Raw genomic sequence first — 18438 nt, 5'->3', positions numbered from 1 at the left:
CCTCAGCGCATCGGCCCACGTCAGAGGCGCGGCCGAGGCCCGATCGAGGGGCCGGGCCGGGGCACTCTCCGTCCGCACGCGCATCACGGATGAGGTTTCGGCACGCACCGGTCCCATCATGAGCGGAACCACCCGTACGGGTGGGAGGCCCGGCCCGGACAGCATTCGACCCCGGCCTCGCGAGAGGTCCGGGGTCGGGAGTGCGGCGCCGCCGCGAGGCGGCGCGGCCGCCTCAGCGGCGGGTGTACGAGGTGGCGCTCGCCATGGTGAGGAGCTCGTCACGCATCGCCGGGCTGCTGCTGCGGGCCAGCGCCTGGTCGATCGCGCGGCGGGTGCGCGCCGCCTGACGCCGCTGCCGCCAGGAAGACGTCACGCTGTTCATCGTCGGTGCCTCTTTCATCGGTCGTGGTGTGCCTGCACCTATGACAGTGCGGGCGATGCCCTCATTATTCCGATGGATCGTAGGTCAGTCACCAGCGACACCGACGATCTGTCATCCCGCCGGGTGAGTCCGCTCACGTCCGGCCCCGGAACGACGACGGCGCCCGCCCTCCGGGAGGAGGACGGGCGCCGTCGAGGCGTGCGCGGAGAGGTCAGCTGGGGCGCTGGACGTCTCCGCGCCAGGCACCGGTCTCGGTGCCGCGGCTCTCGATGAACTCCTTGAACTTCTTCGCGTCGGCCTTCACCTGGCGGTCGTCGAAGCCCAGGGCGGCGCCGGCCTTCTCGACCAGGCCCTCGGGCTCCCAGTCGATCTGGATCATCACCCGCGTCTTGGTGTCGTCCAGCCGGTGGAAAGTGACCACCCCGGCGTGCTTGGCCTCACCGGAGGTGCTGGTCCAGGCCACCCGCTCCTCGGGGTGCTGCTCGGTGATCTCGGCGTCGAACTCGCGCTTCACGCCGTCGATGTTGGTGACCCAGTGGGTGTGCGTGTCATCGATCTGCGTGATCTTCTCGACTCCGCCCATGAAGTGGGGGAAGGACTCGAACTGCGTCCACTGGTCGTACACGGCCCGGATCGGGACGTCGACGTCGACGGATTCCTGCACGCTGGCCACGGTCTCGCTCCTCGTGTCGTCTGATCGGTCGCGCACGACCTACCCCGGGCACCCGGCTCCGACACGTCCCACCACGTCGACCCCCCGACCGGGGGATCCGGGGCCCGGGGACCAGGACCCGGGGACCAGGACCCGGGGACCCCGAGCCCGCCGGCCGCGTCAGAACGCCAGCGCGGTTCCGGGGTCGGCGAGCAGCGCCCCGACGTCGGCGAGGAACCGCGACCCCAGCTCGCCGTCGACGATCCGGTGGTCGAACGAGAGCGCGAGGGTCGTGACCTGCCGCGGGCGCACCTCCCCCTTGTGCACCCACGGCCGTTCGGCGATCGCGCCGAACGCCAGGATGGCCGCCTCGCCGGGGTTGAGGATCGGCGTCCCGGTGTCCACGCCGAAGACGCCCACGTTCGTGATCGTGAGCGTGCCGCCGGTGAGGTCGGCCGGCGCGGTTCGGCCGGCGCGTGCGGTATCGGTGAGCTCGGCCAGCGCGCCGGCCAGCTCGGCGAGCGAGAGCCGCCCGGCGTCCTTCACGTTGGGGACGACGAGACCGCGCGGGGTGGCCGCGGCGATGCCCAGGTTCACCTGCCCGTGGACGACGATCTCCTGCGCCGCCTCGTCCCAGGAGCTGTTGACCAGCAGGTGCCGCGCCGCCGCCAGCAGCACCGCCTTGGCCACGAGCAGCAGGGGGCTGATCCGGACGCCGGCCAGCTCCGGCCGCTCGGCCAGCCGCCGGCGCAGCTTCATCATCCGCGTGACGTCGACGGTGAGGAACTCGGTGACGTGCGGGGCGGTGAACGCGCTGGCCACCATCGCCGCGGCGGTGTGCTTGCGCACCCCCTTGACGGGGATCCGCTCCTCCCCCCGCGGGGCAGAAATGGCCATGTCTGCCCGGGGAGCGGGAGCCGTCCGGGCGGCGTCGACGTCGGCGCGGGTGATGACCCCGCCCGGGCCGGTGCCGGTCAGCTGCGCGAGGTCGACGCCGAGGTCCTTCGCGTACTTGCGCACCGGCGGCTTGGCCAGGGGCCGCGGGCCACGGCGGCCGGGTGCGACGGCGGCCGAGGAGGCGGCGTCCTCGCGGATCGCGGCGGCTTCGGCCTGCCGGCCGACCTCCAGCCCGCCGTGGCGCACCGGCTTGCTGCGGGCGTCCGGGGCGGTGGCCAGCAGCGGCGGTCCGGCGGCTTCGGGAACGGCGGTCCGGCGGGGGGGGCGGCGCGCCTCGGTGCTGCGCGGGCCGTAGCCGACGAGCACCGCCGTCCGGCCGTTCGCGGTGGTCTCGCCGATCAGCCCGCCGGGCTGCGGCGCCTCTGGCGGCTCCGCCGCCGTCCCGCCGCCGGTGTCGACGGTGATGATCGGCGTGCCGACGTCGACCGTCGCGCCGGCCTCGACCAGCAGCTCGACGACCACGCCGGCGTACGGCGAGGGCAGCTCCACCGCGGCCTTCGCCGTCTCCACCTCGCACAGCGGCTGGTTGACGGTGACGGTGTCGCCGACGGCGACCAGCCACTGGAGCAGCTCGGCCTCGGTCAGCCCCTCGCCGACGTCGGGCAGGGCGAACCGGCGCAGCGTCGCGTGCGTCATCTCAGAACTCCATCGCGCGGTCGATGCCGTCCAGGACCCGGTCGAGGTCGGGGAGGTAGTCCTCCTCGAGCTTGGACGGCGGGTAGGGCACGTCGTAGCCGCCGACGCGCAGCACCGGGGCCTCCAGGGAGTGGAAGCAGGCCTCGGTCACGCGGGCGGCGATCTCCGCGCCGAGACCGAGGGTCACCGGCGCCTCGTGCACGACGACGCAGCGGCCGGTACGGCGCACCGAGGCGATCACCGGGTCGAGGTCCAGCGGCGAGAGGGTGCGCAGGTCGACGACCTCCAGCGAGCGCCCCTCCTCCGCGGCCGCCTCGGCCGCCTGCAGCGCCGTCTTCACCATCGGGCCGTAGGCGAGCACGGTGACGTCGTCGCCACCGCGGACCACCCGCGCGCGGAACAGCGGCTCGGGGTCGGCGGCGGTGTCGACCGGCGCCTTGTCCCAGTAGCGCCGCTTCGGCTCCAGGAAGACCACGGGGTCGGGGCAGGCGATCGCCTGCTGGATGCCCCAGTAGGCGTCGACCGGATTGCTGACCGCGACCACCTTGAGCCCGGGGGTGTGCGCGAAGTAGGCCTCGGGGCTCTCGCTGTGGTGCTCGACGGCGCCGATCCCGCCGCCGAAGGGGATGCGGATAACGATCGGCATCGGCACCGTCCCGCGGGAGCGGGCGTGCAGCTTGGCGACCTGGGTGACGATCTGGTTGTAGGCGGGGAAGACGAAGCCGTCGAACTGGATCTCGACGACCGGCCGGTAGCCGCGCATCGCCAGGCCCACCGCGGTGCCGACGATGCCGGCCTCGGCCAGCGGGGTGTCGACGACGCGGGCCTCGCCGAAGTCCTTCTGCAGGCCGTCGGTGATGCGGAAGACGCCGCCGAGCCGGCCGATGTCCTCGCCCATGAGCACGACCGTCGGGTCGTCCTCCATCGCGCGTCGCAGGCCCTCGTTGAGGGCCTTGCCGATCGTCAGCGTCCGGGTCGGGGAGGCCTCGAGCAGCTCGGCGGTCATGCCGCACCGCCCTCGAAGGAGGCCTGGTAGGCCTCGAACGCGGCGCGCTGGGCGGCCAGCGGCGGCGTCATCTCGGCGTGGACGCCGTCGAACATGGCCGTCGGCGGCGGATCGGGCATCTCGACGGTGCCGCGGCGGATCCGCCCGGCGAGCTCGTCGGCCTCGGCCTCGACACCGTCGAAGAAGGCGGCGTCGGCCAGGCCGCTCCGGGAGAGGTAGGCCTTGAGCCGGGCGATCGGGTCGCGCAGCTTCCACTCCTCCACCTCGTGGGCCAGCCGGTAGCGGGTGGGGTCGTCGGAGGTGGTGTGCGCGCCCATCCGGTAGGTGAACGCCTCGATGAACGTCGGGCCCTGGCCCTCGCGCGCGGCCCGCAGCGCCGCGCGGGTGACGGCCAGGACCGCGAGGACGTCGTTGCCGTCGACCCGGACGCCGGGGAAGCCGAAGCCCGCGGCCCGCCGGTAGAGGGGCACCTTGGACTGCCGCTCCAGCGGGACGCTGATGGCGTACTGGTTGTTCTGGCAGAAGAAGACGACGGGGGCGGCGAAGCTGGCGGCGAACACCATCGCCTCGTTGACCTCGCCCTGGCTGGTGGCGCCGTCGCCGAGGAAGGCCAGGACGGCGGACTCCGCGCCGTCGCGCTGCACGCCCATCGCGTAGCCGGTGGCGTGCAGGCACTGGGCACCGATGACGATCGTGTACAGCGCGAAGCCCCGCTCGCGGGGGTGCCAGCCGCCGTTGTCGACGCCGCGGAACAGGCTCATGACGTGCAGCGGGTCGACCCCGCGGGCCCAGGCGACGCCGTGCTCGCGGTAGGTCGGGAAGGCCATGTCGCCGTCCTGCAGGGCGCGGCCGGCGCCGAGCTGGGCCGCCTCCTGGCCGAGCAGCGAGGCCCAGATGCCCAGCTCGCCCTGCCGCTGCAGCGCGGTCGCCTCGGCGTCCCACCGGCGGACCAGCACCATGTCGCGGTAGAAGCCGCGCAGCTCCGCGTCGGAGACCTCCAGCGGGTACTCCGGGTGCTCCAGCCGTTCGCCCTCGGGCGTCAGCAACTGCACGAGGTCCGGCTGCTGCGGGAGGTGCGGCGCGCCCGCCCCGGGGAGGGGGCCGGGGTCGTCCCCGGCCCGGTCGGTCTCGGCCTCGATCTCGTTGCGCACAGCGGTCACCGCTCGCTCCTCGCCGTTCGCCGCCCTGGCCGGGGTCACCGGAACCGTGCGGACGCCTGCCGGCGCCGGGGTGTGGCGCCGCTCACACATCCTGCCACGGCCCGCGCGCGAGCCCTACGAACTCGTGGCCATCAGCGGCCGATCACCACGAGTTCGCATGGTTCGCGCCGTCCGGACCGCCCTGATCAGCGCTCCGGGCGGCGGATGCGGACCGGCCCGCGGGCGGTGCCGACGTCGACGACCTGCCCGCCCTGGGTCACCTCGACCTCGCCCGCCGCGGCCAGCCGCCCGGCCGCGGCGCGGGCCGCCGGCATGAGGTCCCGCCACGCCTCCGGCTCCACCCGGCGGGCGGCCTCCGAGGGGCAGATCGTGGCGCCCGCGCGGCGCAGGTCGAGCAGCTCGCCGATCGCCTGCTCGAGCCGCGCGTCGTCGTCCACGCCCCGAGCGTGCGCGGCTCGTGGCCGCACCGCCAGCGCAGGGGCGGGCCGCACACCCCGGCGAGATCGCCGATCTCGCACGCTGCGGACCCCCGGGACGTGCGAGATCGGCGATGTCGCCCGGAGGAGGCGGCAGGATGCCGGCATGGAGGAGATCACCACCGAGGAGCAGCTGCGCGCCCTGCTCGGCGAGCCGGTGCCCGCGGCGCTGGCCAAGGAGCGGACGGCGCTGGCCGACGTCGACCGGGAGTGGCTGACGGCGTCCCCGTTCTGCCTGATCGCCACGAGCGGCGCGGACGGCAGCTGCGACGTCTCCCCCAAGGGCGATCCGCCGGGGTTCCGTGCGCGTCCTGGACGACCGCACCGTCGCGGTGCCCGAGCGCGCGGGCAACCGCCGCGCCGACGGCTACCGCAACATCCTGGCCAACCCGCACGTCGGGCTGATCTCGCTGCTGCCCGGCCGCACCGACACGCTGCGCATCAACGGCCGCGCCCGCCTGGTCACCGACGCGGAGCTCCTCGACACCATGGTCGTGAAGGGGCACCGGCCGGTGCTGGCGGTGGTCGTCGAGATCGAGCAGGTGTTCCACCACTGCGGCAAGGCGTTCCTGCGCTCGCAGCTGTGGGAGCCGGAGAGCTGGGCGCCCGACGCCGTCCCCTCCCGGGCGCGGATCGCGCACGCGCTCGAGCGGAAGGACGAGCCGCTGGAGGAGCTGGAGCGCTACTACTCCTCCGACGCCTACGCCGCGGGCCTCTACCCGACCCGGTGACCCGCGATGATCAGCCCACCTGATCGTCGAGCGTCCTCCCTCACCTCCCACGCTGAGGGAGGACGCGCCACGATCAGGTTCCCTGATCGTGGCGCGGCCCGGGGGGTCAGGCCGTCCAGCCGGCCTCGTCGACGCCGCCGGGCACGGGCGCGGCCGGGTCGTAGGGCGTCCGGGTGAAGATGAACGTGCCCAGGTCGAGGTGGTCCGCGGCGATCCGCAGCGTCTCGCCGGCGTAGTAGCCGTCCAGGCCGACCCAGCGGCCGTCGCGCTGCTGGAACCGGCTCGCCCGCCCGCCGCGGCCGGGGAGCGGGCCCAGGTGCAGCAGGCCGCCGGGCACGGCGCGCAGCGCCACGGGCGTCACGCCCCAGAACCAGACGCCGAGGACCTCCAGCGGCACCGGCGACGACGCGGGGCTCCAGGGCTCGACGACCCGCGGCTCGGCGGCGCGCAGGTCGGCCAGCAGCCCGAAGACGACCGGCTCCACCCCCGCGGTGGCGTTGGCCAGGGAGACCGCGCCGATCTGCTCGTCCCGGTCGACGAAGACGCCGGCCAGGAAGCCGGGCATCGAGCCTGCCGTGGCCGACCAGCGTCCGCCCGTCCACGCGCAGGACCTGCAGGCCCAGCCCGTACGCCGACCAACCGGGCGCCGAGGAGTCGACGCCCGCGGGCTCGGTCATCTCCTCGAGCGTCGCCGGGTCGAGGACGTCGGCGGTGTCGCCGAGCAGGAAGGCGGCGAACCGGCCGAGGTCGGCCAGCGTCGACCACAGCTGGCCGGCGGCGGCCATGACGCCCGCGTGGTGCTCCGGCTCCGGCAGGACGACGTCGGCCCACGGGTGCACGGCCTGCCCGCGGGCGGCGGCACCGGACGGGCGCGGCGTGGTCCGGGACATCCCGAGCGGCGCCAGCACCTCGGCCCGCACCGCGTCGTCCCAGGACGTCCCCCGCGCCCGGGCGACCAGCTCACCCAGCAGCCCGAACCCCAGGTTGGAGTAGTGGAACCGGCGTGCGGCGCCGAGGACGACGTCGTCGTCGGCCAGTCCGAGGTCCGCCAGCGAGCCGCCGGGCACCCGCTCCCACCAGCCGCCGGGGCTCTCCGCCGAGGCGCCGGCCAGGTGCGAGAGCAGCTGCCCGACGGTGCGCTCCCCGAACGGCGTGCCGGGCAGGTGCCGATCCAGCGGGTCGTCGAGGGCGAGCCGGCCCTCGTCGCGCAGCCGCATCACCAGGACGGCGGTGACGGTCTTGCTGATCGAGCCGAGCCGGTACTGGACGTCGTCGTGCGGCTCGGGCACGTCGCCGCGGCCGGCCGACCAGGCCAGCCCACCGTCGCGGACGACGCCGGCGACCAGGCTGGGGGCGCGCCCGTCGCGCTGCGTGCGGGCCACGCGGGCGAGCAGGGTGCGGGCGGTCGCGGGCAGCACGGGATCGGGCATGCCGGCGACGGTAGCGCCGCCGGCGTCCGTGCAGGTCAGCTGGTGCGGACGGCGTCCCCGGACGGCAGCGCGCCGGTGCGGGTGGCCCAGCGCTCGAACCAGATCGTCACCAGCGGCGGCACGGAGGCGGCCAGCGCCAGCAGCGCGGTGACCGGCGACCAGCGCAGGACCCGGGCCGCCACCAGGGTGACCAGCACGTAGGCCACGAAGATCCCGCCGTGGATCGGCCCGAAGACCTGGACGCCGACCTCGGAGGTCTCCAGCACCCACTTCACGAACATCCCGATCAGCAGGCCGACCCAGGAAAAGGCCTCGGCGACGGCGACGACGCGGAACGCGGTGGCGACGGTGCGGGGGTTCATCGGGAGGTGTCCTCGGGGATCGGCGGGAGCGGTGCTCGTCGGTCGACGGCTCAACGGGCGGCCGCGGCGGTGCGTCCCCGGCCGGGGTGTGATCCTCGCGGCAGTGCCCGGTGGATCAGGCCGAGATGCGGCGGGCGCCGGCGTAGCCGCCCATGACGTCGACCGGGGCGACCTTGACGACGTCGCCCGACGTGGGCGCGTGCACCATCTGGCCGTTGCCGATGTAGATGCCCACGTGGCTCACCGGGCTGTAGAAGAACACCAGGTCGCCGGGGCGCAGGTCGGCGCGGGCGACGGCCTGGCCCATCTGCGCCTGGAGCCGGCTGGAGTGCGGCAGGGAGATGCCGGCGGCCCTGAACGCGTACTGGGTGAGGCCGGAGCAGTCGAACGAGCCCGGCCCGCCGGCGGCCCAGACGTAGGGCTTGCCGCGCTGTGCCATGGCGGTGGTGATGGCGACCTGCGCGGCGGCCCCGTCGGCCACCACCGGCGCCGACGCGGCGGCGATCGGCTCGGTGCGCTCGCTGCGGCTGGCCCGGTGGGCCTCCTGCGCGGCGGCCAGCACGGCCCGGCGCTCCTCGGCACCGAGCCGGTCGTGGATCGCGCGGTACTCGCCGATCTGCCGCTCGAGCTCGGTCTTCTGCCCGGAGACCGCGTCGTACTGGCGCTGCGCCTCGGCGGCGGAGGCCTGGAGCTCCGCCTGGGCCCGGGCGGCGGCGGCGTTGGCCTCGGCCGCGACGTCGAGCAGCTGGTTCTGGTGCCCGGCGACCATCTGCAGCGTGGACATCCGGTTGACGAACTCGTCGGCCGAGCCGCTCACCATGAGCGCCTGGAAGGAGTTGAGCCCCGAGCCGGTGTAGGCGCTGCGGGCGACGCCGCGGACGCTCCGCTGCGCCTCGGTCAGGACGGCGGTGGCCCGCTCCAGCTCGGCCTGCGCGGCCTGGGCGGCGGCCTGCTGGGCGGCCAGGTTCTCCCGCGCCTCGTTGAACTGCTCGGAGAGCACCTCGAGCTCGTGGCCCCGGGCGGCGACCAGTTCGGCGGCCTCGGCGGCGGTCGTCGGGTTCGCGGGAGCAGCCGACGCGGGCACGGTCGCGAACAGGATCCCGGCGGCGCCGGCGAGGGCCACGAGGGCCCGGCGGGCGGTGCGTCCGCGGGCGGGAAGCAGAGGGGTCGCCATGAGCGGGCGGCTCTCCGATCGATCGGTGGTCCGGCGGGCTGGCACCCAGGCGGTGACGGAACGCCCCGGCGGGCACACAGACCGTAAAGCTGTTACCGGGCCGTGACAATGGGCGAAATACAACTGTGTGGTTTGCCGTCCGAGGGGCGGGGGTACGGCAGGGCGCTGGCCTGCGCGGATGCGTGACGGACCCGTCCACCCTCGCGGAACGTGTGAGGACCGACACGCCGCGGCAGATCCGGTCCGGAGCCGTTTCGGACGGCCCGCCGACGCGCACTACCGGGGGCATGGATCTGCGCCGCCCCCTCGTCCTCCTCGCCATCGCCGGATCGCTGGTCGCCTGCGGCGACAACACCGACGTGCAGCGCGGCGAGACCAACTGCGACTCCACCAGCCAGGACGCGAGCAACCCGCACGACGCGAGCTGCGAGGAGACCGGCAGCAACGACGACGTCGGGTGACCGCGGAGCCGCCTGGCACCCTCTAGCGGTGCGCCCCTGGATCCGGTCCCTGCTCAGCGGGGTGCGACGGCGGCTCCAGGGCCGCGACCTGGCGCTGATCGCGGCGGGCCTGACCTTCTACGCGGGCATCGCCGTCGTCCCGCTGCTCGTGCTGGCGTTCTCGCTCACCGCCCGGCTCACCTCCGCCGAGCGCGTCCGCGAGCTCGGCGGCCGGCTGTCGGACCTGCTGCCCCCGGAGCTCGGCGCACCCGACGCCGTCGCGCGGCTGGTCGAGGCCGGCGTCGGCCTGGGCCCGCTGCAGGGGTTGCTCGCACTGCTGCCCATGTCGCTCTACGGCGAGGGGCTCCGCCGCGCGCTGCTGCGCTTCAGCCGCCGCGAGGAGGGGATGACCGCCTGGCGCGGCCGGCTGTACGCCCTGCCGCTGCTGCTCGTCACGCCCTTCCTGCTCTACCCGCTGCTGCTGGCCGCCGGCGCCATGGCCGACCTCGCCGACGACGGCGGCGCCTGGGCGACGGTCGGCCGGACCGCCGTCGGCTTCTACGCCTGCCTGGGTGCCCTCACCCTGCCGCTGGCCTGGGGCTTCCGGGTCGTCGGTGGCGGGCAGGTGCGCTGGCCCGCGCTGGTCTGCGGCGCGCTGTTCACCGCGGCCTGCGTGTCGGGTTTCCTCCAGGGGTTCGTGCTCTTCCTGTCGCTGCCCCTGGACCTCGGCGCCCCGTTCGGCGGGCTCACCGTCGTCGGCGGTGTCGTCGCGCTCGGGTTCTGGCTGTGGCTGCTGCACCTGGTCGTGCTCTCCGGCTGGCTGCTCACCGGCTCGCTGGACGACCTGCTCGCCCGCCGCTCCGGCGTCGTCGCGGGCTGAGGGGCTCCGCTCAGCCCGCGACGTCCGCGAGCTCGGCGGGCAGGTCCCCGCGGTGCAGCACGACCAGCGTGCTCACCGCCCGGGTGAGGACGACGTAGAGCCGGTGCAGCCCCCGCGGCTCGGCGGCCACGATGGCCGCGGGGTCGGCGACGACGACCGCGTCGAACTCCAGCCCCTTGGCCAGGGTCGCCGGCACGACCGCGAGCCGGGCAGGGGGTTCGCCGTCGTCGCCGAGCGCGGCGGCGGGCAGACCGGCGGCGACGAGCAGCGCGACGACGTCCGCGACGTCGTCGTCGGCGCAGACGACGCCGACGGAGCCGGGCTGGTCGGCCAGCTCCGCCACCACGCCGGTCAGCGGGCCGGCGAGGTCGGTCACCGGGTGCACGCGCAGCGAGCCGGGCTCCCCGCGGACGGCGGTCGCCGCCGGCAGCCCCGGCGCGATGACCGGCAGCAGCCGGTTGGCGTAGTCGAGCACCTCGGCCGGCACCCGGTAGCCGCGGGTCAGCGGGCGGACGACGGTGCCGGGGCGGCCCAGCCCGCTGAGCGTCTGCTCCCAGTCGGGCGCCGACCACGGGCTGGTCGCCTGGGCGAGGTCACCGAGCACGGTCAGCGATCCGGCGGCGAGCCGGCGGGCGACGGCCCGGCACTGCATCGGGGACAGGTCCTGCGCCTCGTCGACGACGACGTGGCCGAAGCCCGGCGTCCGCTCGAGCAGGCCGGCGGCCTCGTCGACGAGCACCGCGTCGGCCGCCGTCCAGGGCGCCGTGCGGACCGACCGCGGCGGCGCGGGCCAGGCGAGCAGCGCCTGCTCCTCCTCGTCGAGGACGCCGCGCGCGGCGCGGGCGAGCAGCGCGGGGTCGCCGAGCAGCGCCGCCACCAGCCCCGCGGCGTCCCGCGCCGGCCAGACCGCGTCGCAGAAGGCCCGCACCTCGGCGCTGCGGGCGGCCCGCCGGGTCTCGGCGTCGGTCGGGCTGCCGCCGGCCTCCTCCTTCTGCCGGCGGGCGTCGCCGGCCAGGAGCATCGCCAGCCGCTCGCGGGCGGCCGCGTAGTGCAGCAGCTGCTGGTCGTCGCTGCCGCGCGCCCGGCGGCGCAGGTCGTCGACGTAGCGCTTGAGCCGCTCGACGGTCACCCGGTAGCGCCGGCCGGCCAGCGGCACGAGCACGTCGTCGACCGGCTTGCGGATCTCGCCCCAGAGCGCCCGCCGCAGGACCTCGGCCATGCGCACGTCGCCCTTGAGGACGCCGGCCGCCGAGCCGTCGACGGCGCGCACCGGCACCCGGGCGGTGAGGTCGGCGACGGTGGACTGGGCGACGTCCACCTCGCCGAGGGTCGGCAGCACCTGCTCGATGTAGCGGAGGAAGGCCCGGTTGGGGCCGACGACGAGGACGCCGGTGCGGGCCAGCTGGCCGCCGTGCGTGTAGAGCAGGTAGGCCGCGCGGTGCAGCCCGACGGCGGTCTTGCCGGTGCCCGGGGCGCCCTGCACGCAGATCGACTCGGCCAGCGGTGCCCGCACGATGTCGTCCTGGTCGGGCTGGATCGTGGCGACGATGTCGCGCATGGGCCCGCTGCGCGGCCGCTCGATCTCCGCGCGGAGGAACTCGCCGGGGCCGGCGTCGCCGGTGTCGAGGCGCTCGTCCTCGTAGCCGGTGAGCTCGCCCTCGGCGAAGCCGAACCGGCGTCGGCGGGCCACGCCCTGGGGATCGGCGGGGGTCGCCTGGTAGAACGGCCGGCTCATCGGCGCGCGCCAGTCGATGACGACCGGGTCGCCGGCGTCGTCGCGCACGTGCCGGCGGCCGATGTGGAAGGTCTCGGGCGCCGGGCCCTGGCCGTCCGTGCGGCCGAAGAAGGGCGGGACGCCGGGGTCGGCGGCCAGCAGCCGGAGCCGCTCGGCGCGGGCCGCGCCGAGGCGCTCGGAGGCCCAGGCGTCGACGCCGGCGTCGGTCACGGCGGTGGTGGCCTCCCGCATGAGCGCGAGGCACTCCTCGGCGCGCGCGAGGTGGGCGCGCTCGGCGGCGAGGACGGGGTCGGGGGCGGGATGGGTCTCGGGACGTGCGACGGGAGACACGGTCGGAGGACGCTACGCCGCGCGGCACAGGTGGTCGAGGGCCTTTCGGCCCGCGGCCCGTCGTTCGAGCGATCCGGAACCGGTTGTGCCCGCACCCTCGCCGAAATGGCCCGGGAACGACAGCGACGCGAGACCCGCTCCTCGGAGCAGTTCTCGCGTCGTCGCGTTCCCGGCCCCATTCCGGGGCGGGGGAGAATGGTTCAGCTGTGCGCGCGGAGGATCCGGCCGAGCTTGGCGATGAAGCGCACGCCCTCACCCTGGTAGGAGGCACCAGGGGCGCGGTCCGCCTGGAAGTACGACGGGTCGGCGTACAGCATCGGCGCGAAGCTCATCGGGATGTTGCCGAGCGTGCTGGGCTTGTAAGCGGTGTGCGTTCCCATGACTCTCTCCTGACGGATGTCGGTGGTCGTGATTCGCATCGGCCACGCTTGGTCGTTCCTTTACCAGTTAACGGCAGATTTCCCGAATGGATGCCACGCTCTCCTGCGATGCTGGTCACGTCACGCGGGCGAGAGTGGCCCACGACACTTCTCGGCTGTGGCACAGCGCACGTTTCGCCATTCTTCGACCATTACCGCACCATTCCGGCACGAAATGCGGACCCTCAGGAGCGGTCGTCGGGCTCCACGATCGTGACCTCGACGGCGCGGAACAGCCCGGGCGTCGTCAGCAGGACGGCCTTGGTCGGCTCGCCGACGTCGAGCGCGGGCTCGCGGCGGAGCGCGGCGAGGACGGCCAGCCGGCGATCGGCGAGCACCTCGTCGACCAGCCCCCTGTCCCCGCCGGTGAACAGCGCGGCCACCTCGGCGGCGTGCGGCAGCAGCACCCGGGCCGCGGTGTCCGCGGCCGCGCCCACGACGGCGTCGGTCTGGTTCCCGCGGCGGCGTGCGAACCGCTGCTGCGACCAGCCGCCGGCCGCCGTCCGGCCCTGCACCTGGCGGGCGTCGACCTTGGAGACCACCAGGCGCTCGCCGTCGAAGACGCCGACGGCCCACCGGCCCCGCCGCACGAGCAGCACGGCCGCGACGCGGTCGGCGCGCGCGGCAGCGGTGAAGCTCGCCAGCGCCGGCGTGCCCGGCGTCCAGCCGAACGGCGCCCGGAGCGCGACCGACGTGGTGTCCGCGCAGGTGAGCCGGAGCATGCCGTGCTCACCGACGACGACGTCGGCGAAGGTCCCGTGCCGCTCGGCGACGCCGTCGAGCCACCGGCCCAGCCGCTCGGGGGCGACGCCCAGCCGCCGTCCGCCACCCGGGGCCGGCCGGGGACGGGTCACCGCGCGCGCAGGCCGAGCAGCCGGTCGAGCACGTCGCCGGTGCGCAGCCCGTCGTGCTCGAACTCGTTGGTGACCCAGGTGCGCACGTTGCCCACGGCCGCCGCCGTCTCCAGCGAGAGGTCGGCGTCGACGTACATGTCGTCGAAGTAGACGGCGGCGTCGACCGGGACCTCGTTCGCCGCCAGCCGCGCCGGGTCGTAGAGGGGCGGGAGGTCCGCCCGGTCCGCGAGCGCGTGCGCGGCGGCCGCGAAGGGCCTCAGCGCGGCGATCTCGTCGAACATCCAGGGGTAGATCATCTCGCCGGTGAACGGCAGCGGACGGCGGTCGCCGTCGAACTCCGGCGTCCGCTCGGCCTCCGCCGCCCACCCGGTGGCGCCCGGCCCGGCGTAGATGCTCTCGTGGAGGGCGGCGTAGAGCGGGTTGTCCCAGAACGCGGTCCGGCGGGCGAGCCTGGTCGAGGAAGGTGTCGGACAGCCCGCCCGGGGCGCCGTCGTCCAGCGCCTCCTCGAGCAGCCAGTGCAGCTCCTCCGCGCCGGCCTGGGTGCCCAGCACCTGGCCGACGGTCTGCAGCCGGCGCACCGACAGCACGTCGCCGTCCGGCAGCCGGACCGGAGCGGCGGCGAGCCGGTCGGCGACCGCTCCGGCCCGCGCGACGTCGGCGGGGTAGCGGGCGTAGAAGCGGGCCACCTTGGCGGCGACGCGCGGGTAGGTCCGGCGGTACAGCGCGCGGGCGTCGGGCTGCAGGGCCGGCAACCCGCCGGTGACCAGGCAGCGGTCCAGCGCCTGCGGGGCGGTGGAGAGGTAGGTGAGTGTGACGAACCCGCCGTAGCTCTGGCCGAGGGTGGTCCACCGGCGCCCGCCGTAGAGGGTGGCGCGGACGAGTTCGGCGTCAGCGACGATCGCGTCGGCCCGGAAGGCCGCCAGGTGGTCGGCGGCGGTCTCCGCGTCCGGGAACCGCTGCACGGTCGCGCCGGTGATCCGCGTGCTGCGCCCGGTGCCGCGCTGGTCGAGCAGCACCACGCGGAAGTCGCGCAGCGCCCGGGCGATCCAGCCGCCGCGGGTGGGCCGGGGCGACTTCCCGCCCGGACCGCCCTGCAGGAACAGCAGCAGCGGCAGGTCGGCGTCCCGCTTCTCCGGGTGCACCAGCTCGCGGACGAAGACCTCGATCGCCGCGCCGTCGTCGGTGCCGTGGTGCAGGGGCGCGCGCACCGTCCGGTCGCGCACCAGCGCACCGGCGATTTCGTACCGCTCGTCCATCAGCGGGCCAGCGCGGGCGTGGGGGCGTGCTCGGCGGGCACGTGCAGCGCCCGCTGGCCCAGTGCGACGACGAGGGCGGCCACCGCCGCCGCGAGCGTCGCCACCGACAGGGCGGCGTTCGCACCGGACACGTCGACGATCTTGCCGGACACGGAGGCGCCGACGGCCACGCCCAGCGCGAGCGCCGTGCCGATCCAGGTGAACGCCTCGGTGACCGACGCCCGGGGGACGAGCAGCTCGGCGAGGGTGAAGGCGCTGATGAGCGACGGCGAGACCGCGATCCCGGCGAGCACCACGAACGGCAGCATCAGCCACACGTCGCGGACCAGCACCAGCGGGGCGCTGAGCAGCGTCAGCAGCACCAGCACGGCCGCCAGGCGGTGGCGCAGCGGCAGCCGCCAGTGCACCGTGCCCCAGCCGATGCCGCTGATCATCGACCCGACCGCGAGCCCGGCGATGAGGACGCCGGTCATCGGCTCGGCGTCCAGCTCGTCGGCGAAGGCGACGAGGCAGACCTGCAGGGTGCCGAGGACCGTCCCCACCCCGGCGGCGACGACGAACAGCACCTTGAGGCCGTCGGACCGCATCGCCGAGGAGCTGCTGCGGTGCTCGTGGGCCGTGGGCTGCGGCTCGGTGCGCCGCTGCCCCGCGAACAGCAGGCTGCCCACGGTCGCCAGCACGAACGCGGTGACCAGGCCCGAGGTCGCGTGCCCCGTCGTCGACAGGATCGCCACCAGCACGGGGCCGAGGACGAAGACCATCTCGTCGACGACGGACTCCATGGCCAGTGCGGTCGGCAGCCGGTGGCTGCCGCGCAGCAGGTGGGTCCAGCGCACCCGGATCATCGAGGAGACCGGCGGCAGGCAGGCGCCGGCCAGCCCGGCGGAGGCGAAGACGAGCAGCAGCGGCCAGTCCCGCCGGACGGCGAGCAGGAACAGCGTGCCCGAGGCGACGAAGACCGTCACCACGGGCAGCAGCACCCGGCGCTGGCCGTGGGCGTCGGAGAGCCGGCCGATGAACGGGCCGGACACCGCCGTCGTCACCGCGCCGACCGCGGCGACCGCGCCACCGAGGCCGTAGGAACCGGTCTCGGCAGCCACCAGCAGCACGCAGCCCAGCCCCACCATCGACAGCGGCAAGCGGCCCAGGAAGGCAGCCAGCACCATGGGCAGGGCGTGCGGCGTGCGCAGCACCTGCAGGTAGGGATTCGCCACGTGGGGAAGAGCCTCCGTCGAACCGGTTGCGGCTCTTCCACGCTAACCGACCCCCGGCGGGGTCACCGATCGAGCGCGGCGGTGCGCGGAGCGGTCGATCCGGCCGCCGACGCCGTTGTCGGCGGACGGATCCCCGGCACGCTATCGCGCACGTCACACCGCGTCACGGACGGCGCGGGGCGTGCCTCCCCGGAGGGGTCAGGCGCGGCCGTAGGCGGGGCCGGTCGCGGCGAGGAAGGTGTCCCAGTCCCCCGGCCCGGACGTGCCCTCCACCTCGGCGCCGAACTTGTCCAGGTACCAGTGCCAGCCCATGGCGTAGTCCACGACGTCGGCGTCGGGGCCGAAGACCTGCACGAAGCGCAGCACGGTGCGGTCGCCCTCCCGCGTGAGGTCCAGGTCCACCCGCCACGCGTCGCTGTCCTGCTGCACCCACTCGACCACCAGGCGGCGGGGCGGGTCGCACTCGAGGATCCGCATCGGCTCGCCGGCCGGCTCGGCCTCGTGGGTCATCGTGAAGGTGCCGGTGGCGCCGACGGCCCGCTCCCCCTCGAAGGTGCCGATCCAGCGCACCAGCCGGTCGGGTTCGGTGAGCGCGGCCCACACGTCCTCGATCGGATCGGGCCACTCGCGGCGGAACTCCAGCCGCTGCCGTCCGTCGTCCAGGCGGGTGACGGTCCCCCGTCGCCGGTCCGCGCTCATGCCGGTCCTCCGTCCCTCCGTGCCCGCCGACCGCGGGCGATCTCGGTGTCCAGTGCGTCCAGCCGCTGCGCCCACAGGTCGCGGTAGGCCGCCAGCCAGTCGTCGAGCTCGCGCAGCGGCCGCGGGTCGAGGGCGTAGAGCCGCCGCTTCCCCTCGGCCCGCACCGTGACCAGGCCGGCCTCCCGCAGCACGCGCAGGTGCCGGCTGACCGCCGGCCGGCTGACCGGGAAGCGCTCGGCGAGCTCCCCCGCGGGCACCTCGCCGTGGGCGAGCAGCCGCACGAGCTCCCGGCGGACCGGGTCGGCCAGCGCGGCGAGGGCGTCCACGGGTGCATGCGTAACACATGGGTTACGCGAAGGGGAGGGGTTCCACCGTCCGCCGTCGGGGCATGCGCCGGGCATGACCGTCACCGATCCCGACACCCCGGATCCGCTCAACGACCCCCGCACGCTGCAGGCCGATCCCGGCGCGATGGGCCAGGGCGAGGACCTCGCCTCGGCCGGGGACGACCCGCTCGTGGCCGGCGAGGACGAGATCGCCGCCGACGAGGAGGAGCAGGCGGCCGGCGGCCCGTACGCCGACCCGGCGGTGTGACGGATCGGTCCACCCCCGCGCGCCGGTGCCGGGGGGCGCCATCGCTGCGCTGCGGCACGATGGGCCGGTGATCCAGACCCCGCTGACCCGCCGCTTCGACCTCGCGACGCCGGTCGTCGGTGCGCCGATGGCCGGCGTCTCCGGCGGCGCCCTCGCCGCGGCCGTCTCCCGGGCCGGCGGGCTCGGCATGGTCGGCGTCAGCGGCCGGCACAGCGCCGAGTTCGTGACGGCGGAGAGCGCCCGCGCCGCCGAGGGCGGCCCCTTCGGCGTCGGGCTGATGATCTGGACGCTCGCGGACCGGCCGGAGCTCTTCGACGCCACGCTGGCCGCACGCCCGGCACTGGTGTCGATGTCCTTCGGCGACCCGGCGCCCTACGTCGCGCCGCTGCACGACGCGGGCATCGCCGTCGTCGCGCAGGTGAACACCGTCGCCGATGCGCACCGCGCCCTGGAGGCGGGTGTCGACGTCCTGGTCGCGCAGGGCACGGAGGCCGGTGGGCACACCGGGCAGCGCGCGCTCCTGCCGCTGCTGCAGGAGGTGCTCGCGCTCACCGACCTGCCGGTCCTCGCCGCCGGCGGGATCGCGACGGGCCGCGCGATGGCCGGGATGCTGGTCGCCGGCGCGGCCGGGGTGTGGATCGGGACGGCGCTGCTGTCGTGCACGGAGGGGCTCAACGGCGCGGCCCGCCCGCCTGCGGATCCGGGAGGCCGACGGCGACGGCACGGTGCTGACCCGCGCCTTCGACGTCGCCGAGGGCATCGCCTGGCCGGAGCGCTGGCCCGGCCGGGCGCTGGTCAACGACTTCTCCCGCGCCTGGCACGGGCGGGAGGCCGAGCTGGTGTCCGACGACGCCGCCCGGCAGCTCGTCGTCGACGGCCGGCGCACCGGGGACCCCGCGCACGCCCCGCTCTACGCGGGCGAGGCGGTGGGGATGGTGCGCGCGGAGCGGTCGGCGACCGACGTCGTCCGCGAGCTGACCGCGGACGCCGAGACGGCCCTGCGCGCCGTCCCGGGCCTGCTCGGCTAGCGCCCGAGCCGCCGGATGTGCA

At 75.4% G+C, this 18438-nt stretch carries 20 protein-coding genes and 1 pseudogene; 6 read left to right on the top strand and 15 right to left on the bottom strand.

Annotation, left to right across the window (positions count from 1 at the left end; all coding sequences use genetic code 11):
• Positions 1-232 precede the first annotated feature (232 nt).
• The 6 genes from JKP76_RS06100 to JKP76_RS23310 form a co-directional block, all read right to left on the bottom strand.
• Positions 233-400 (bottom strand): hypothetical protein, encoded by a 168-nt coding sequence (locus JKP76_RS06100; RefSeq protein ID WP_200489975.1) that lies wholly within the window; start codon positions 398-400, stop codon positions 233-235.
• A 193-nt stretch (positions 401-593) separates the two neighbouring features.
• The gene (locus JKP76_RS06095; protein WP_200489974.1) at positions 594-1055 is read right to left on the bottom strand and encodes an SRPBCC family protein; all 462 of its coding nucleotides are present in this window, start codon (positions 1053-1055) and stop codon (positions 594-596) included.
• Between the two features lie 159 nt (positions 1056-1214).
• Positions 1215-2627: a dihydrolipoamide acetyltransferase family protein gene (locus JKP76_RS06090; RefSeq protein ID WP_200489973.1), complete on the bottom strand. Its 1413-nt coding sequence runs from the start codon at positions 2625-2627 to the stop codon at positions 1215-1217.
• A gap of 1 nt (position 2628) precedes the next feature.
• Positions 2629-3633, bottom strand: a complete 1005-nt coding sequence (locus tag JKP76_RS06085; RefSeq protein ID WP_200489972.1) for an alpha-ketoacid dehydrogenase subunit beta — start codon at positions 3631-3633, stop codon at positions 2629-2631.
• Positions 3630-4793 carry a pyruvate dehydrogenase (acetyl-transferring) E1 component subunit alpha gene (gene pdhA / locus JKP76_RS06080; RefSeq protein ID WP_309229960.1) on the bottom strand — a complete coding sequence of 388 codons (1164 nt, stop codon included), beginning with the start codon at positions 4791-4793 and terminating at the stop codon, positions 3630-3632. The genes JKP76_RS06085 and pdhA overlap by 4 nt, the downstream gene beginning before the upstream one ends.
• A gap of 185 nt (positions 4794-4978) precedes the next feature.
• Positions 4979-5230, bottom strand: a complete 252-nt coding sequence (locus tag JKP76_RS23310) for a DUF3253 domain-containing protein (protein ID WP_309229961.1) — start codon at positions 5228-5230, stop codon at positions 4979-4981.
• 341 nt (positions 5231-5571) lie between these two features.
• On the opposite strand from JKP76_RS23310, the gene JKP76_RS06070 reads away from it, so the two are divergent.
• Entirely contained in the window at positions 5572-6000 is a 429-nt protein-coding gene (locus JKP76_RS06070) for a pyridoxamine 5'-phosphate oxidase family protein (protein WP_200489971.1), read from the top strand.
• On the opposite strand, the gene JKP76_RS06065 is transcribed toward JKP76_RS06070, so the two are convergent.
• The 3 genes from JKP76_RS06065 to JKP76_RS06055 form a co-directional block, all read right to left on the bottom strand.
• Positions 5985-7430 (bottom strand): serine hydrolase, encoded by a 1446-nt coding sequence (locus JKP76_RS06065; RefSeq protein ID WP_242471200.1) that lies wholly within the window; start codon positions 7428-7430, stop codon positions 5985-5987. The genes JKP76_RS06070 and JKP76_RS06065 overlap by 16 nt on opposite strands.
• Positions 7431-7465: 35 nt before the next feature.
• On the bottom strand, positions 7466-7792 hold the full coding sequence (locus JKP76_RS06060) for a DUF3817 domain-containing protein (protein WP_200489970.1): 327 nt from the start codon (positions 7790-7792) through the stop codon (positions 7466-7468).
• Between the two features lie 115 nt (positions 7793-7907).
• Positions 7908-8966, bottom strand: a complete 1059-nt coding sequence (locus JKP76_RS06055; protein ID WP_200489969.1) for a C40 family peptidase — start codon at positions 8964-8966, stop codon at positions 7908-7910.
• 287 nt (positions 8967-9253) lie between these two features.
• Between JKP76_RS06055 and JKP76_RS06050 the strand changes: the two genes are divergently transcribed.
• Both JKP76_RS06050 and JKP76_RS06045 read left to right on the top strand, forming a co-directional pair.
• The gene (locus tag JKP76_RS06050; RefSeq protein ID WP_200489968.1) at positions 9254-9427 is read left to right on the top strand and encodes a hypothetical protein; all 174 of its coding nucleotides are present in this window, start codon (positions 9254-9256) and stop codon (positions 9425-9427) included.
• A 28-nt stretch (positions 9428-9455) separates the two neighbouring features.
• Entirely contained in the window at positions 9456-10286 is an 831-nt protein-coding gene (locus tag JKP76_RS06045; RefSeq protein ID WP_200489967.1) for a YhjD/YihY/BrkB family envelope integrity protein, read from the top strand.
• A gap of 10 nt (positions 10287-10296) precedes the next feature.
• Here the strand turns inward: JKP76_RS06045 and JKP76_RS06040 are convergent, their stop codons facing one another.
• From JKP76_RS06040 to JKP76_RS06015, 6 genes are all read right to left on the bottom strand, one after another.
• Positions 10297-12351, bottom strand: coding sequence for an AAA family ATPase (locus tag JKP76_RS06040; protein WP_200489966.1), 2055 nt, complete (start codon positions 12349-12351; stop codon positions 10297-10299).
• Between the two features lie 200 nt (positions 12352-12551).
• A complete protein-coding gene (locus JKP76_RS06035; protein WP_200489965.1) occupies positions 12552-12731 on the bottom strand; it encodes a hypothetical protein in 180 nt (59 codons plus the stop codon).
• Positions 12732-12955: 224 nt separating this feature from the next.
• Entirely contained in the window at positions 12956-14881 is a 1926-nt protein-coding gene (locus tag JKP76_RS06030; protein WP_200489964.1) for an acVLRF1 family peptidyl-tRNA hydrolase, read from the bottom strand.
• Complete coding sequence (locus JKP76_RS06025; protein WP_200489963.1) at positions 14881-16095, bottom strand: MFS transporter; 1215 nt, start codon at positions 16093-16095, stop codon at positions 14881-14883. Before JKP76_RS06025 ends, JKP76_RS06030 begins: the two co-directional genes overlap by 1 nt.
• A gap of 198 nt (positions 16096-16293) precedes the next feature.
• Entirely contained in the window at positions 16294-16794 is a 501-nt protein-coding gene (locus JKP76_RS06020; protein WP_200489962.1) for an SRPBCC family protein, read from the bottom strand.
• The gene (locus tag JKP76_RS06015; protein ID WP_200489961.1) at positions 16791-17120 is read right to left on the bottom strand and encodes a helix-turn-helix transcriptional regulator; all 330 of its coding nucleotides are present in this window, start codon (positions 17118-17120) and stop codon (positions 16791-16793) included. Before JKP76_RS06015 ends, JKP76_RS06020 begins: the two co-directional genes overlap by 4 nt.
• A 73-nt stretch (positions 17121-17193) precedes the next feature.
• Here JKP76_RS06015 and JKP76_RS06010 point away from each other — a divergent pair, with 73 nt between their 5' ends.
• The 3 genes and pseudogenes from JKP76_RS06010 to JKP76_RS20480 all read left to right on the top strand — a co-directional run bounded on the left by JKP76_RS06010 (position 17194) and on the right by JKP76_RS20480 (position 18416).
• Positions 17194-17388, top strand: coding sequence for a hypothetical protein (locus tag JKP76_RS06010; RefSeq protein WP_200489960.1), 195 nt, complete (start codon positions 17194-17196; stop codon positions 17386-17388).
• A gap of 127 nt (positions 17389-17515) precedes the next feature.
• Positions 17516-17995 (top strand): annotated as a pseudogene (locus tag JKP76_RS20485) (NAD(P)H-dependent flavin oxidoreductase); the annotation flags it as partial.
• Between the two features lie 118 nt (positions 17996-18113).
• Positions 18114-18416: a hypothetical protein gene (locus JKP76_RS20480; protein WP_242471928.1), complete on the top strand. Its 303-nt coding sequence runs from the start codon at positions 18114-18116 to the stop codon at positions 18414-18416.
• Positions 18417-18438: the final 22 nt, after the last annotated feature.

Origin of the sequence: Blastococcus sp. TML/C7B (genome assembly GCF_016612845.1) — a bacterium.
Taxonomy (GTDB): Bacteria; Actinomycetota; Actinomycetes; order Mycobacteriales; family Geodermatophilaceae; genus Blastococcus.
This window is presented reverse-complemented; position numbering and strand designations above follow the sequence as displayed.